The organism is Bdellovibrionales bacterium (assembly GCA_018266295.1).
GTDB lineage: Bacteria > Bdellovibrionota > Bdellovibrionia > Bdellovibrionales > Bdellovibrionaceae > JACMRP01.
Genome location: JAFEAQ010000004.1, coordinates 378,237 through 393,147 on the forward strand (window position 1 = coordinate 378,237; position 14,911 = coordinate 393,147).

Consider the following 14,911-nt stretch of genomic DNA (forward strand, 5'->3'; position numbering starts at 1 on the left):
GAATGAAAAGAGTTCTATTATTTCAAATAGTTATGCTAGCCATCGGCTACATCTTGTTACGCCTTAACGGGCCGCAATATGCGGATCTATCTTTTGGTGTCGCTGGCCTGATCGTCATGGGGAACTTCATTTTGCTCGGATCGGGTTGGAAATTGGTTTTTCGTAAAAAACTGATTGCCCTGTCCGTTCTTATCATTGTATTTAAGTACGCGATTTTAGGAGTCATTATTTATCACTTCGTGAAGCAGAGCTGGCTGCAACCTTTTTGGTTCGCAACCGGAGTTGCTACCATGATGGGCGCCTCCTTAATCTATGCGTTAACACAAGGTTTTTTTGAAAAAGAACCTGAAGAAACAAAAGAGTAAAGCATGGCTTTTAACTGGACACAGCTAATTCCTCAAGTCGGTCACGATCACGATAAAGTAGCGGTTGCGACTTTTGCTATCACAAGCATTGCCCTGGTTTTTGTGGGTCTTCTTGGTCGCGCATCTCTTGGTAAAGGTGATGTTGCCGTTGTTCCTGCTGGAAAGTTCTCTCTTCGTGGCATCTTGGAACTCATCACGGAGTTCATTGCAAATCTTGTCGACACTGTTATCGGTCACCACGGCCGTCACTTCACGCCAATGTTCACCGCAGTTTTCTTCTTCGTATTCGTGAACAACTTGGTGGGTGTTATTCCTGGCATGACTCCAGCAACAGAAAACATCAATACCACATTCGGTATGGGTCTTTTCATGTTCCTCGCTTACAACACACTCGGTATTAAAGAAAACGGTATCGTTGCTTACCTTAAGCACTTCATGGGCCCAGTTGTTTTCTTGGCGCCTTTGATGTTTGTGATCGAGTTAGTTTCTCACTTCGTACGTCCCTTCAGTTTGGGACTTCGTTTGGCGAACGTAATGATGGGTGACCACACAGTTGTATCTGTGTTCTTGGATTTGATTCCAATCGGTGCCCCACTCCCATTCTACATCATGGGTTTGTTCGTCGCTTTCGTTCAGGCATTCGTTTTTACATTATTGTCTATGGTGTACGTCGCGTTCGCAACAGCACACGATCACTAATAGTCAGATAAAATTATTAAAATAGAAGTTAAAAGGAGAACACTAATGAAAAACTTCAGCAAAAAAATGATCGTAGCTTTGGCTGCAACAATGGTAACTGCACCTGCATTCGCACAAGAAGCGGCTGCTGCTGCTCCAGCAGAAAAACAAGGTTTGGTTGCAATCGCAGCTGCTTTGGCAATCGGTTTGGCAGCATTCGGTGGTGCGATGGCTCAAGGTAAAGCAGCTTCTTCTGCTCTTGAAGGTATCTCTCGCAATCCAGCAGCGTCTGGCAAAATCTTGACTCCAATGATCATCGGTTTGGCTCTTATCGAGTCTCTCGTGATCTACGCTCTTTTGATCGCATTGCGCCTTTCTTAATTTTAAGATCGGGACATCGATTCATGAAAAAGGCTGCCGAAAGGTGGCCTTTTTTTATTTCTGAATCAGGCAATAAAAAAACCCGGCGCTCATCACGTCGGGTTTTGCTTTTTTAAATATCTTTAAGTCTTAGAGATACTTATTTACGACAGACTCAACTTTATTGCGGATTCTATCAAGACCCGCTTGGGTTGTTGCTTCGTAACGGACGACCAATACTGGCTGAGTATTAGAAGCACGGCAAAGGGCCCAGCCGTCTGCAAAGCTTAAACGAATTCCATCGATCAAGTTTGCTTTGAAATCTGGTCCGCCCTTACCGAAAGCTTCGATCATCTTTTCAACGATCAATACTTTCTTCTCTTCCGTTGTGTCGATGCGAATTTCTGGAGTGTTGAATGCCGGTGGCAAACCCTCTAGAAGTTGCGGGATGTTTTTACCTGTCTGGTGCAAGATTTCTACGAGTCTGAGAGCCGCGTAAGGAGCATCGTCGTAACCGTAATTTCTGTCCGCGAAGAACACATGACCGCTCATTTCGCCACCGAAGGGAGCATGTTCAACTTTGATTTTTTCTTTAACCAGGCTGTGGCCCGTTTTCCACATGATTGGAACGCCACCGTGCTTCGCAATATCATCATAAAGACGATCAGAGCACTTTACATCGCCAACGATTTTAGCGCCTTTCTGAGTCGCTAAGATGGACCGAGAGATGATGACCATCAACTCATCGCCGTAAACCATACGGCCGGTGTGATCGACGACACCAATACGATCTGCATCACCGTCAAAGCCGATACCACAAACAGCGCCCTCTTTAAGGACTTGAGCTTGAAGATCTTTTAGATTCTTCTCTACTGTTGGATCTGGATGGTGATTCGGGAAGCGACCATCTGGCTCTTCAAACAAGATCGTTGGATTCAACCCAACTGCATTGAAAAGGCCGCGAGCCACAACACCGCCGGCGCCGTTACCGCAATCCAAGACAACTTTGACGTTGCCGAGATTGCCGAATTCTTTTTTGTACTTTTCAAAGTACGCAGGGAAAATGTCGTGCTTGGAAACAGCTCCTTTACCATTCAGGAACTGACCTTTCTCCATAATCTTACGAAGCTTTTGAATCTCTTCGCCGAAGATGGTTGCTTTACCGACAGAAATTTTGAAACCATTATAGTCTGGTGGATTGTGGCTACCGGTAACTTGGATCGCGCCATCAACAGGCAAAGTGAAGGTCGCGAAATAGCATACTGGGCTTGTGACAAGACCCAAGTGAATAACGTTACCGCCAGATTCAGTGATCCCTTTAGTAAGCGCATTGATGATGTTAGGTGAAGACAAACGAGCGTCATTACCCAGAGCCACTGTTGGGTTTGAAACGCCTTTGTTTTCTTTCATGTAAACGACATACGAGCGGCCGAGTAGCTCCGCGAAAGCGTCATCGAAGTCGCCATTGTAAACACCACGGATATCGTATTCTCTAAAGATGACTGGTTTAAACATTTGAAACCTCTTTTGTGAGTCAAAACACTAAGTTATAAATTTTTTGCCAGGCGGATACAAGCTTGAACTGCGTCAATCATCGAGTTCGCAATGGCTTTGTTTTTGCCGAAAATATCCTTCGCCGTGCCGTGATCAACACTTGTTCGAACGAATGGAATTCCGAGGGAAATATGCACGCCGCTCTTTTGGCCGTGAATAGTTTTAAAAGGAATGAGTCCTTGATCATGGTACATCGCCAGATAAACGGAATATTTTTTCCAGTTTTCTTCTAGAAAGGCGGCATCAGGAACCAAAGGACCGACAAGAGGGATCTTGGCCTTCTGGGCCTCCGAAATAGCAATCATAATATCGGTCTGTTCCTCAAGACCAATCATGCCCTCTTCGCCAGCGTGAGGATTTAGACCCAAGACGGCGATCGGCTTCTTTTGCAGAGACTTTGGTAGCTTCAGACGAAGGCTATTTGCTGCTTCAATCCCAGAGAGTAATTCTCTGACCGTCAAGCTGTGCGGCACCTGTGATAAAGGAATATGGGCCGTATTCAGAACAACATTGAATTTATCGCCGACAAAGCCCATATGTACTTTCGGAGATTTTGAAACGCGTTTTAAGATGTCGGTGTGACCCATGTCTTTTAGGCCCGCGCGATGGATCTCAGTTTTTGAAAGAGGCCCGGTGACCATGCCGTGAATTTGTTTTTCTTGGCACCAAATTGCCGTTTGTTGCACCCACAAAGCTGGTGAATCAGAAGAAACTATTTCGACCAGCTGATTCGGTTTCATATCGGCTGATCGTAAGTAGCTCAGAGCTTTAATTGGTGAATTAAAACTGACGAGCTTGAACTTCTTAGAGAGTTTTTTTAGGGCGCGAGGAAACGACTTCTCGCCGCGCCAAATGAGAAAGTGCACCCCACGCTGAGGGCCGAGTTTGAGCAGTGCCTTTTCGGCAATCTCAAGACCAATGCCGTCGGTGTCTCCGGTGGTGATAGCAATCTTCAAAGCGGCGACGGCTTTCATCGACTATTTTTCGTTAATACGAATGAAGGATTCTTCGCGCTTTGATTGAAGCCAGTTTTTCATTTGGCGTTTGAAGTTCTGTTCAAAAAGAGCGGACTTAATGCGTTCTTTTTCACGTTCAAACTTAGGATCTGTCGTGAGCTTCTTACCGAGAAGCTTCACGATGTGATAACCCATGCGAGATTTCACGATACCCGTTGTTTGACCAGGGTTGAGATTCTGAATGGAGTCCTCAACTTCTTTTAAAAATTCGCCGGATTTGAAAGTTCCTAGCAAACCGCCTGTTGTGAAGTTCGGATCTTCACTGTTTTGCTCAGCCAGAGTCTCAAAGCTTTCGCCCTGACGAAGCTTTTCGAGAACAGCTTGCGCGCGCTTGTACGCCTCATCAGGACCGCCCTTTTTAGGATTAAAGAAGATATGCGCGATAGTGAACTCATTGACGCTGGATTTGTTTTCAGGGTTTTTCTTAAGGTATTCAGCTAAAGCATCGTCATCAGAAATACGAAGTTTAGAAATGATTTCGGATTCAATCAAAGATTGCTTCTCGATTTTTTCTTTCAAGAAAGCTTGGTACTCAGATTGGGAAATTCCTTGAGACTTAAAAGCTGCGAGGATCTCTGGAACAGTGACGTTATTCTTCTTCGCCATGTCTTTGATCTCTTGATCAACACGTTCCATGGTTACGCTATGGTTCAGGCGTTTGATTTCAGATTGCATGATCTTTTCGTTAATTAAGTAATCAAGCTGAGCCTTACGATCTTTTTTAAGATCATCAACCGACTTACCCATCAAAAGGCTGTCGTCGATCAACGCCGGAGTTTTCATTTTATGCTGAAGATCTTTGAAATCAGACTCAAGAATGATCTCGTTATTTACGATGGCAACGATACGCTCAACCACCTCTGCGTTCGCAACAAAGGGAATCAACAAAAAGAAAGAGAGAAGTAGCTTATTCATTTTCAGTCCTCGTTTCGACAACGATTGAATTGATCAGGTCATTGTCTCTGAGAACTTTACTACTTCTTAGTTGGGCGTCCAACCATTTTACGAACTCAGCCTGCTCACGCTGCGCTGTCAAAGTACGGACGATCTGATTACGCACCTCTTCCATTGGTGTAATGCCGGCAGGGGCTTTTTTCTCAACTTTTACAACGTGGTAGCCAAAAGGGCTCTTGAGCTGCGTCACGCTGCCTACGGCGGTTTTAAACAAAGGATCGAAGAAGTCGACTGTGCCGATTTCAATCCAGCCCACAAGGCCGCCAGCTTTGGCTTCTGGAGAGACGGAGTATTTCTTGGCAAGTTCCGAGAAGTCCTTGGTTTTAACCTGGGACTTGAGAAGGTCGGCCTTCCCCTGCTCATCTGTCACGATTTGCCGAAGGTAAATTCGCTCTTTCTTCTTAAACTGCTCTTTGTGTTCATCGTAGTAGTGCTTGATCTCGCTGTCTGTCGGCGGTTTTACGCGCTCGTTGAGCTTTTTAAACACGGCCCGCTCAATCAGTGTGTAGCGAAGCTCCTCGCGCCATTCAGAGAACGAAAGGTTTTCCTGAGCAAGTAATCTGCGGAAAGACAGGTCATCCGGATAATTCGCACGGTACTTATCCACCTCTTTATCCAGATCACTTTCAGTGACGACAAGGCTATTTGCACGGGCCCAATCGAGAGTCAGGGATTTAACAATGAATGAGCGAAGGAGTTCTTCTTTGGTTCTATGAACAGTGGATGGATCTTTTGCAGTCAAAGCATCGAGGTCCTTGAGCTTTCTTGCGAGCTGATTTGAGAACTCCTTAGCCGTCAGAACATGATCGTTCACCTTCACCACGGGCTTGGATGAAAGCTTTTGATAATTCGATGTGCAGGCGCTACCGGCAAACATCAGACCCAAAATAAAAAGCCCCGTCAGTGCGGGGCTCTTAAGAAACTTCATGTGCAAGATTCCCTTATTTCAAAACGCTTGGATTCGTTTTGATTGAATAGCCCTTTTTCAGCTTATCAAAGTATTCATTGAAAGCTTGTTTTCTTTTCTCGTCGAAAACTGCAGCGCGAATTTGACGCTTATTAGCGTCTTCGAAAGTTCTGCGACCAGTGATTTTAATGATATGGAATCCGAACGGAGTTTCAACCAAACCTTTTACTTCGCCCACTTTTCCATTGAGCGCCGCCTCATAATACGCTGGAACAAGAGTTACGCGAGATTGCCAACCCACATCGCCACCAGCTTGTTTGCTGAGAGGGTCATCTGAGTAGAGTTTTACGAGCTCCTCAAATGGACGTTTAGATTTTTTAACTTCTTCATAGATCTCAGTCGCGCGCTTTTTGGCTTCAGCGATTTGCTCTGGAGTTGCGCCTGGCTTGAACTCGATGAGGATGTGGCTTGTGCGGATTTCAGGGTTGTTTTTGTACCAAGCCTTCATTTCAGCATCTGAAACCTGGATCTTTTGAACCTTTGGTCCCAAATCTTTTTCGAGCAACGCTTTGTAAGTCTCTTGCTGGATACGGTCGATAACTACCGGATCGTTCTGCATATTTCTTTTTGCAGCCTCTTGCAAACCCACTTCGTAGCGAACCATGTCTTCAAGGAATTGAGTTTTTGTTGGAGGATTCAAAGTCTGAGATTTGATCTCATTGAATTTCTTATTGAATTCGTCGACCGTGATTTTTTTATTGCCGACAGTAGCGACAACTTCAGAACCTTTCGATTGAGCAAATGACATCGAAGTCGAAAGAAGAATGACGCCCATGGCGTACGTAAATGCAGTCAGTTTCATACCTTAAAAGTCCCTTTAAAAAGTTGACGACATACCACATTAAAACGCTAGCACCGGGTTTAAGATTCAGCAATGACTTTAAGGGCTTGTTCTTTTGCGCTGTGTAGCAAAGTTTCGAGTTGTTCAGCGAGTTTTGGATCGCGAGGATCCTGGTCTTTCGTCGTAGGAGGAAGTGGTCCGTGCCACTGAATAACGACCTTCGCGAATGGTTTGGGAAAGAAAGTTTTATTCCACGCTTTTGGAAAATAAATTGCGCGATCTACACTAACTCCACAGTAGTAAATCGGGCTGTCCGAAAGTCTAGAGAGCTCAAACACACCGGGCTTTACTTTGTAGATGGGTCCCTTGGGGCCATCGACAGCAAAACTGCAACTGTGTCCTTCGCGCATGAGGCGAATTAAACCTTTGAGTCCGCCGACTCCACCGCGTGTGGATGAACCTGCCGTGGTTTTTGCACCGAGAAGTCTGAGAATCACAGACATCATCTGCCCGTCTTTCGATTGCGAAGACATCGTAGCAATATGATAGCGACGGCAAAGTTGGATGAGAGCAATCTCATCACCATGCCAGTGTGCCATCAAAAAAGGTTTTCTATCACGAATAGCTTGCTTCAAAGGTTCTGGTTCAATAAGTCGCACCCGCCACGTCAGTGAAATGGTGCGATAGATGAACCAGACTAAGAAGCCTAAAAGATATTTTCTCAAGGCCTAGTGCTTAAGAACTTTTTTGAATTCTTCAGTGAGCTTAGGAACAACGTCGAAAAGATCGCCGACGATACCATAAGTCGCTTTTTGGAAGATCGGAGCATTTGGATCGTTATTGATCGCAACGATCACCTTGCTGCCACTCATACCAGCCAAGTGTTGAATCGCGCCGGAAACACCCACAGCGATGTACAAAGTTGGCGCTACAGTTTTACCCGTTTGACCTACTTGCATACCGTGCGAAACCCAGCCAGCATCGACAACCGCGCGAGACGCGCCCACTGTTGCGCCCAAAACGTCCGCAAGGTCATTCAAAAGCTTAAAGTTGCCGGCTTCTTTCAAGCCGCGGCCACCAGAAACGATGATGTTTGCTTCCGTTAAATCCAACTTTTCAGAAGTGCCCTTAACGATTTCTTTTACCAAAGTTTTCAAGTCTGGCTTTGCAAGAGTCTGCTCAATAACAGTCGCTGTTTTTGAGCCGTCTGCCGCTGCTACGGGCAATTGATTAGCGCGCATCAAAACGATTTTGAGCGGGCTGTTTTCAAAAGCGACGTTTGCAAAAGCTTTACCAGAGTACATAGGTTTTTTTGCTGTGACGTTGTCGCCAGAGATGTTGAGCTCTGTGCAATCAGACGCAATACCTGTTTTCATACGAGCAGCAATTCTTGGGAAAAGATCACGGCCCGTGCTTGTCGCAGATGCCAACAAGATTTGCGGTTGAACTTTTTCAAGAACAGAAGCAACGGCTGCTGCGTAAAGTTCTGAGTTATAAGCATCGAGGCTCGCATCTTTGAGGATGTGAACTTCTGTTGCTCCGTGATGGCCCATTTCAGCGGCTGCTTTATCAGCGCCGGTGCCAACAGCCATACCAACAACCGTGTTGCCGGACTTTGCAGCTGCCTGCAAAAGCTCCATCGCACCACGTTTCAAAGCACCATTTTTGTGTTCTGCAAATACGAATACTTTAGACATCGTCAACCCCTACAATACTTTCGCTTCGTCACGAAGCAGTTTCACAAGTTCAGCAACTTGAGCTGAAGAATCGCCAGCGATCATTTTCACAGCTGGTTTTTCCGCAGGGAGGCTGAGTTGAGTGTATTTAACTTTTGTGTCAGTTGCAGGAATGTTCAAAGAAGCGAATTCGATTTCTTTCAAAATCTTTTTCTTCGCTTTCATGATACCAGGCAAGCTTGCGTAGCGAGGAGTATTGAGGCCTTTGTTTGCGCCAACAACTGCTGGAGCTTTCAAACCCAAAACTTCTTTTGCGCCACCTTCGATGTCGCGTTCTACAGTCACACCCTCTGGAGACATAGAGAACTTAGAAACCACCGTTGCGTGTGGCATGCCTAAGAACTCAGCAACCATTTGGCTTACTGAAGAAGCATTGTCATCGATTGCGAGTTTGCCAGTGAAGATCAAATCAGCGCCGCCTTCAGCTTTGATGACTTCTGCCAAAGCTCGAGCTGTTGAATAAGAGTCGATGTTTTCAGGAGCATTCACCACGATACCTTCATCGGCACCCATAGCGAGAGCAGTTCTCAAGGACTCAGAAACGCGCTTATTAGGACCTACGCTCAGAGCAAATACTTGAGTGCCAGCATTGGCCTCACGGTATTTAACAGCTTCTTCGATAGCGTACTCGTCGTAAGGATTGATGACCCATTTGATGCCATTTGTGTCGATAGAAGAGGCATCGGGGCCAATTTTAATCTTTGTTTCCGTGTCCGGAACTTGCTTAATACAAACAAAAATTTTCATGTTGAACCTCGTTGGGTGGTTCTATCTCAAAGGCCACTTTTGGCAAACCTAAAAATCCCAAACTAACGTGACGCGAAAACGCCGAGAAGTGCCGTGGACAAGCAGACTTAGCGGGAGTAAAACATAGTGAAACTCAATTGAAAATACTGCATAAAAAAGAGGTTTATTGTGGCTCTTTCATCGTCTCATGGTTTTTTGAGATCTTCGATCGGCAAAAAATATCTCATGGGGTTGGCAGGTCTGATTTGGGCGGGTTTTGTTTTCACCCATATGGCCGGCAACCTTCTTATCTTTGTAGGCTCTGACGCCTACAACTTGTACAGCTACACACTGACTAGTAACAAGCTTTTGATCGTCGCTGAGGCGGTTTTGGTTTTGGCGCTGGTAGCCCATGTGTGCTTGGCGATCAGCCTGACAATGGCCAATCGAGCTGCCGGTGGCGGCGCTGGCCGATACGCAGTGAAGGCGAAAGAGAAAAAAGCCCGCTTCGCATCCACTTGGATGGGAGTTCAGGGTTCAATTATCTTAGCTTTCGTGATTCTTCACTTGGCTACTTTCAAATACGGTACTCATTATGAAACGACGGTCAATGGTGTTGTCATGAGAGACCTCTTTAAACTCATGATCGAAGTCTTCCAAAACCCAGGCTATGTTGTTTGGTACTTGGTGGCTTTGGTGTTGTTGGCGTTCCACTTGAGCCACGGCGTTGGTTCTGTGTTCCAATCCTTTGGTTGGATGAACGGCCGTCACCAGCCGATGCTTCGCAAGCTCAGCGCTATCTACGCCATCGTCGTAGCGGCGGGGTTTATCGCGCAACCCCTTTACATTTTTCTTTTCTTGAAGGGCTAGGGAGAACGCAATGTCTAAAACTTTAGATAGTAAAATTCCTGAGGGAACAATCGATAAAAAATGGACTGACCACAAGTTCAAGATGAAGCTTGTGAACCCTGCCAATAAACGTAAGCACACTGTGATCGTTGTTGGTACCGGCCTTGCGGGCGCGAGTGCGGCGGCATCTTTGGGTGAGCTCGGTTATAAAGTTAAAGCTTTCTGCGTGCATGAGTCTCCTCGCCGCGCCCACTCTGTGGCGGCTCAGGGTGGTATTAATGCTGCGAAAAACTACCAGAACGACGGCGACTCCATTTATCGTCTTTTCTATGACACGGTAAAGGGCGGAGACTTCCGCGCACGTGAAGCAAACGTTCATCGTTTGGCTGAAGTTTCTGTGAACATCATTGACCAAGCAGTTGCTTCAGGTGTTCCGCTCGCGCGTGATTACGGTGGCCTTTTGGATAACCGCTCTTTCGGCGGTGCTCAGGTTTCTCGTACATTCTATGCTCGTGGACAAACAGGTCAGCAGTTGTTGCTGGGCGCGTACTCTTCAATGATGAGACAGGTTGACATCGGCACGGTGGAATTGAAATACCGTCGCGAGATGCTGGATCTTGTGATCGTCAACGGTCAAGCTCGCGGTATTATCGTTAGAAACCTGCTGACAGGTGAAATTGAATCACACGAAGCTGATGCAGTTATTCTCTGCACTGGCGGTTATTCAAACGTGTTCTATCTTTCAACGAACGCGATGGCATGTGCAGTAACGGCGGCTTGGAAAGCGCACAAACGTGGTGCTTACTTTGCAAATCCTTGCTTCACTCAGATTCACCCTACTTGCATTCCAGTTCATGGTGAAAACCAATCGAAGCTGACTTTGATGTCAGAGTCATTGCGTAATGATGGACGTGTATGGGTGCCAAAAGCAAAGGGCGACAAGCGTCATCCAAATGACATTCCTGAAGATGAACGCGATTACTATTTGGAGCGCGTTTACCCAAGCTTCGGTAACTTGGCTCCTCGTGACGTGGCTTCTCGTCAGGCGAAGTATCGCTGTGATGAAGGCCGTGGCGTAGGTGATTCTGGTAAAGCGGTTTACTTGGATTTCCGTGATGCCATCAACCGTTTAGGCGAACATAAAATCGCTGAACGTTATGGCAACTTGTTCCAAATGTACGAGAAAATTACGGGCGAAAACCCTTACAAGCAACCAATGAGAATCTATCCAGCTCCGCACTACACCATGGGCGGCTTGTGGGTGGATTACAACTTGGAATCAACAATTCCGGGTCTCTTCGTTGCGGGTGAAGCGAACTTCTCAGATCACGGTGCGAACCGTCTCGGTGCTTCGGCATTGATGCAAGGTTTGGCTGACGGTTACTTCGTTTTGCCGTACACAATCGGCAACTATCTTGCGAGCAACAAGTTCGAAAAGGTCACAACTGATCACGCGTCTTTCAAAGACGCCTCTAAAGCCGTAACTGATGAAATCAATAAATTGATGAACATCAAAGGCAACCGCACAGTAGAAAGCTTCCACAAAGAGCTTGGTCACATCATGTGGGAATACTGTGGTATGGGCCGTAATGAAGCGGGCTTGAAAAAAGCTCTCGAGTTGATCCCGAAACTTCGCGAGGAGTTCTGGAAGAACGTTCGTGTTCCTGGTGAGGCAAATTACTTGAATCCTGAACTTGAAAAAGCGGGACGTGTCGCGGACTTCTTGGAGCTTGGCGAGCTGATGTGCCGTGATGCTCTTGAGCGCCGCGAATCTTGTGGTGGTCACTTCCGCGAAGAGTACCAAGAAGATGGTGAAGCAAAACGTGATGACGTTAACTTCAGCCATGTGGCTGCTTGGGAGTGGAATGGTCCTAACAAGCCGCAAACTCGCCATATTGAAGAGCTCAAATTCGAGAATGTGAAACTTGCAACTCGTAGTTATAAATAAGGGTGTGATATGAGTGACTCATCTAAAAAAATCAATTTGACCCTCAAAGTGTGGAGACAAAAAGGCCCGAAGGATTCTGGCGGCTTTAAAGAGTATCCTGCTAAAAACGTCTCTACAGATGCTTCTTTTCTAGAGATGCTCGATGCTGTTAACGAAGAGCTGATCTCTAAAGGTGATGACCCGATTGCTTTTGATCACGATTGCCGCGAAGGCATTTGCGGTAGCTGCGGTTTCATGATCGATGGTCAAGCTCACGGTCCCCAAAAATCAACAACGGTTTGCCAGTTGCACATGCGTGCATTTTCTGACGGCGACGTATTGACTTTGGAACCTTGGAGAGCGGAAGCCTTTCCGATCATCAAAGACTTGATGGCTGATAGAACGGCTTTCGATCGTATCATCAAATCTGGCGGTTACATTTCTGCAAATACTGGAAGTGCACGTGATGCGAATAGCATCTTGATTCCAAAAACGGCGGCGGACCAAGCAATGAGTGCAGCTGAATGTATCGGTTGCGGCGCGTGCGTAGCTTCTTGCAAGAATGCGTCTGCAATGCTCTTCACGTCGGCGAAAATTTCTCACATGGCTCACCTACCGCAGGGCCAGGTTGAAAGAAAAAAACGCGCGGAGCGCATGGTTGGCCAAATGGACGCAGAAGGTTTCGGCGCATGTACAAGCACGGGTTCTTGCTCTGCTTCTTGCCCGAAAGATATTAGCCTTGTGAACATTGCATTGATGAACCGCGAGTTCTTCAAAGCGACACTTTTGAAAGATGACGAAGTGGAAGTGGGCGGCGGTTTCTAGTATCTACTAGACCAATATCGAGGTTTTTTAAAAGGCTCTGGATGATAGTCCAGGGCCTTTTTCTTTTTGCGAGCAGTTTACGCCGCCAAGCCGCGGCTAACCCACCTAAGGTCCTAAAGAATCCTAGCAATAAGTCCGAAGAAGGATTCGAGGGACGAATGAAAAAAGTTAGCGAGTTAATGGACGAGCTGGGCTTTGATCCAGAAGGATCTCCCGCCGTCAAAGAAGCATTTATTAAGTATCTTATTAAGGCGAGCGAAGGAGTGAATGTACTTACTCCGACGGAGAAAACTTTGATCAAGGCCGATCCAAACAAGATCAAAGTCCTGCCCGTTGCTCACAAGGCAGAGCAGCTCAGCTTCGGCTTCCACAATGAAACACAACCAAGGTCCAACTTTTCACGCAAAGCTCATAAATAAATAACGTAATTATTCGACCTTGGTACCATTTTGGAACTAGGTCGATGAATGAGATTCTCTCCCTAAAATTTCATCTCTGATCGAACCATCAATCCAAGGAGGGATTATGAAAAGGCTTGTGAAAAAAGCCCGTCTCGTGTCAGTTGTTGGCGCACTCTTCGCCTCAGCATTTGCAACAGCAGCTCAGCCAGAAGCAGTTCCAGGTGAGTACGTCGTTAAGTTGAGAGAACCAATCTCTGCTTATAAGAATCAAATGAATGTATTGAGCCAAGAGCTCGGTTCATACATTAAGTCTTCAATTCCAGGTCAAAACATCGTAGTTATCAAACGCCCTGTGTTTGAAATGCAATCATCGGTTGTAAAAGCGATGGCGCAAAATCCAAGCATCGAAGTGATCGAGCCTAACTATATTTATCATGCAAGCAGAACTCCGAACGATCCAATGCTCGGCCAGCTTTGGGGTATGCTCAACGTCGGCCAAGCAGATGCAGACAAGCAACAAGGTATTGCGGGAACTGATATTGGCGCGACTCAAGCTTGGGACATCGAAACGGGTTCTAAGAATGTGATTATCGCCGTTATCGATACAGGGGTTGATTACACAAACCCTGACTTGGCTCCTAATATGTGGACCAATGCAGCTGAATTGAACGGTAAAAAAGGTGTTGATGATGATGGTAATGGCGTTGTTGACGACATCTATGGTTACAACACGATCAATAACAGCGGTGATCCAAAAGATGACCACGGTCACGGTTCGCACTGCTCTGGCACTATCGGTGCTAAAGGTGATGATGGCAAAGGGATCGTAGGTGTTAACTGGAATACTCGCATCATGGCAGTTAAGTTCCTCGATGCAAACGGTTCTGGTACTCTTGAAAATGCAATCAAAGGTATCGATTACGCTTCTAAAATGGGCGCAAAGATCATGTCGAACTCATGGGGCGGCGGCGGCGAATCTCAAACTTTGAGAGAAGCTATTGAAAGATCTAACAAAGCCGGCGCTCTTTTCGTAGCAGCAGCTGGTAACGAATCTAACAACAACGATGCGAACCCTTCTTACCCGGCTTCTTACCAAGTACCAAACGTACTTTCAGTCGCAGCAGTAGATAATAGAGGCCAAATTGCTTCTTTCTCTAACTACGGTAAGAACTCAGTTCATGTTGGTGCGCCCGGTGTGAACATCGTGAGCACAACGACTAATGGATATGAAGCATGGTCTGGGACTTCAATGGCGACTCCGCATGTATCAGGTGTTGCTGGTTTGATTGCTTCTCATGAGCCTGGTTTGAGCGCGATTGAAATCAGAAACCGCATTATCACGACAGCTCGTCCAATCGCGGGTCTTCGTGGCAAAGTTCGTGGCGCCGGTTTCGTAAACGCTTATGCAGCTTTAACAAACACAGTTCCACAACCTGACGCGAACGATCCAGCAAACTGGCAAGCAATGTCGGTGTCTGCGGCGACAGCTCATCCATATGCTGATAAGTCGAATGAAACATACGAAGTTTCTGTGCCGGGCGCGAAAGAGTTCTCTCTTTACTTCTCGAAGTTCGAAACTGAAAGAGGTTACGACACAGTTCAATTCTTCGATGCAAAAGGCAAACTCGTAGGAGAAATGTCAGGCAATAACGATGACAGCTTCTCGCCTGTGATCACTGGTGATTATGTGAAAATCGTCTTCAAGTCCGATGACTCTGTAAGCCTCTACGGCTTTGAAGTGACAAAGGCAGCTTGGAGATAAGTTAGCGATA

16 protein-coding genes are annotated in these 14,911 nt (G+C 46.3%); 8 read left to right on the top strand and 8 right to left on the bottom strand.

Annotated elements, in window-relative coordinates:
• Positions 1-2: 2 nt before the first annotated feature.
• From JSU04_02190 to JSU04_02200, 3 genes are read left to right on the top strand one after another with little or no spacing between them, the layout of a single operon-like run.
• Complete coding sequence (locus tag JSU04_02190; protein ID MBS1969085.1) at positions 3-365, top strand: hypothetical protein; 363 nt, start codon at positions 3-5, stop codon at positions 363-365.
• A gap of 3 nt (positions 366-368) precedes the next feature.
• Positions 369-1,064 (top strand): F0F1 ATP synthase subunit A, encoded by a 696-nt coding sequence (atpB, locus tag JSU04_02195; protein MBS1969086.1) that lies wholly within the window; start codon positions 369-371, stop codon positions 1,062-1,064.
• Between the two features lie 45 nt (positions 1,065-1,109).
• Entirely contained in the window at positions 1,110-1,424 is a 315-nt protein-coding gene (locus JSU04_02200) for an ATP synthase F0 subunit C (protein ID MBS1969087.1), read from the top strand.
• Positions 1,425-1,553: 129 nt separating this feature from the next.
• Here the strand turns inward: JSU04_02200 and JSU04_02205 are convergent, their stop codons facing one another.
• The 8 genes from JSU04_02205 to JSU04_02240 all read right to left on the bottom strand — a co-directional run bounded on the left by JSU04_02205 (position 1,554) and on the right by JSU04_02240 (position 9,158).
• Positions 1,554-2,918: a phosphomannomutase/phosphoglucomutase gene (locus JSU04_02205; protein MBS1969088.1), complete on the bottom strand. Its 1,365-nt coding sequence runs from the start codon at positions 2,916-2,918 to the stop codon at positions 1,554-1,556.
• Positions 2,919-2,950: 32 nt separating this feature from the next.
• The gene (locus JSU04_02210) at positions 2,951-3,931 is read right to left on the bottom strand and encodes a 4-hydroxythreonine-4-phosphate dehydrogenase PdxA (protein ID MBS1969089.1); all 981 of its coding nucleotides are present in this window, start codon (positions 3,929-3,931) and stop codon (positions 2,951-2,953) included.
• A gap of 3 nt (positions 3,932-3,934) precedes the next feature.
• Positions 3,935-4,888 carry a peptidylprolyl isomerase gene (locus JSU04_02215; GenBank protein ID MBS1969090.1) on the bottom strand — a complete coding sequence of 318 codons (954 nt, stop codon included), beginning with the start codon at positions 4,886-4,888 and terminating at the stop codon, positions 3,935-3,937.
• A complete protein-coding gene (locus JSU04_02220; protein MBS1969091.1) occupies positions 4,881-5,855 on the bottom strand; it encodes a peptidyl-prolyl cis-trans isomerase in 975 nt (324 codons plus the stop codon). The genes JSU04_02215 and JSU04_02220 overlap by 8 nt, the downstream gene beginning before the upstream one ends.
• Positions 5,856-5,868: 13 nt before the next feature.
• Complete coding sequence (locus JSU04_02225; GenBank protein ID MBS1969092.1) at positions 5,869-6,669, bottom strand: peptidylprolyl isomerase; 801 nt, start codon at positions 6,667-6,669, stop codon at positions 5,869-5,871.
• A gap of 86 nt (positions 6,670-6,755) precedes the next feature.
• Positions 6,756-7,400 carry a lysophospholipid acyltransferase family protein gene (locus JSU04_02230; protein ID MBS1969093.1) on the bottom strand — a complete coding sequence of 215 codons (645 nt, stop codon included), beginning with the start codon at positions 7,398-7,400 and terminating at the stop codon, positions 6,756-6,758.
• Positions 7,401-7,403: 3 nt separating this feature from the next.
• Positions 7,404-8,372 (bottom strand): electron transfer flavoprotein subunit alpha/FixB family protein, encoded by a 969-nt coding sequence (locus tag JSU04_02235; protein ID MBS1969094.1) that lies wholly within the window; start codon positions 8,370-8,372, stop codon positions 7,404-7,406.
• A 9-nt stretch (positions 8,373-8,381) separates the two neighbouring features.
• Complete coding sequence (locus tag JSU04_02240) at positions 8,382-9,158, bottom strand: electron transfer flavoprotein subunit beta/FixA family protein (protein MBS1969095.1); 777 nt, start codon at positions 9,156-9,158, stop codon at positions 8,382-8,384.
• Positions 9,159-9,383: 225 nt separating this feature from the next.
• On the opposite strand from JSU04_02240, the gene JSU04_02245 reads away from it, so the two are divergent.
• The 5 genes from JSU04_02245 to JSU04_02265 all read left to right on the top strand — a co-directional run bounded on the left by JSU04_02245 (position 9,384) and on the right by JSU04_02265 (position 14,901).
• Entirely contained in the window at positions 9,384-10,007 is a 624-nt protein-coding gene (locus tag JSU04_02245) for a succinate dehydrogenase cytochrome b subunit (protein ID MBS1969096.1), read from the top strand.
• A gap of 10 nt (positions 10,008-10,017) precedes the next feature.
• A complete protein-coding gene (locus JSU04_02250; GenBank protein ID MBS1969097.1) occupies positions 10,018-11,934 on the top strand; it encodes a fumarate reductase/succinate dehydrogenase flavoprotein subunit in 1,917 nt (638 codons plus the stop codon).
• Between the two features lie 9 nt (positions 11,935-11,943).
• Entirely contained in the window at positions 11,944-12,738 is a 795-nt protein-coding gene (locus JSU04_02255; GenBank protein ID MBS1969098.1) for a succinate dehydrogenase/fumarate reductase iron-sulfur subunit, read from the top strand.
• A gap of 158 nt (positions 12,739-12,896) precedes the next feature.
• Entirely contained in the window at positions 12,897-13,157 is a 261-nt protein-coding gene (locus JSU04_02260) for a hypothetical protein (GenBank protein MBS1969099.1), read from the top strand.
• A gap of 106 nt (positions 13,158-13,263) precedes the next feature.
• Positions 13,264-14,901 carry a S8 family serine peptidase gene (locus JSU04_02265; GenBank protein ID MBS1969100.1) on the top strand — a complete coding sequence of 546 codons (1,638 nt, stop codon included), beginning with the start codon at positions 13,264-13,266 and terminating at the stop codon, positions 14,899-14,901.
• Positions 14,902-14,911 lie beyond the last annotated feature (10 nt).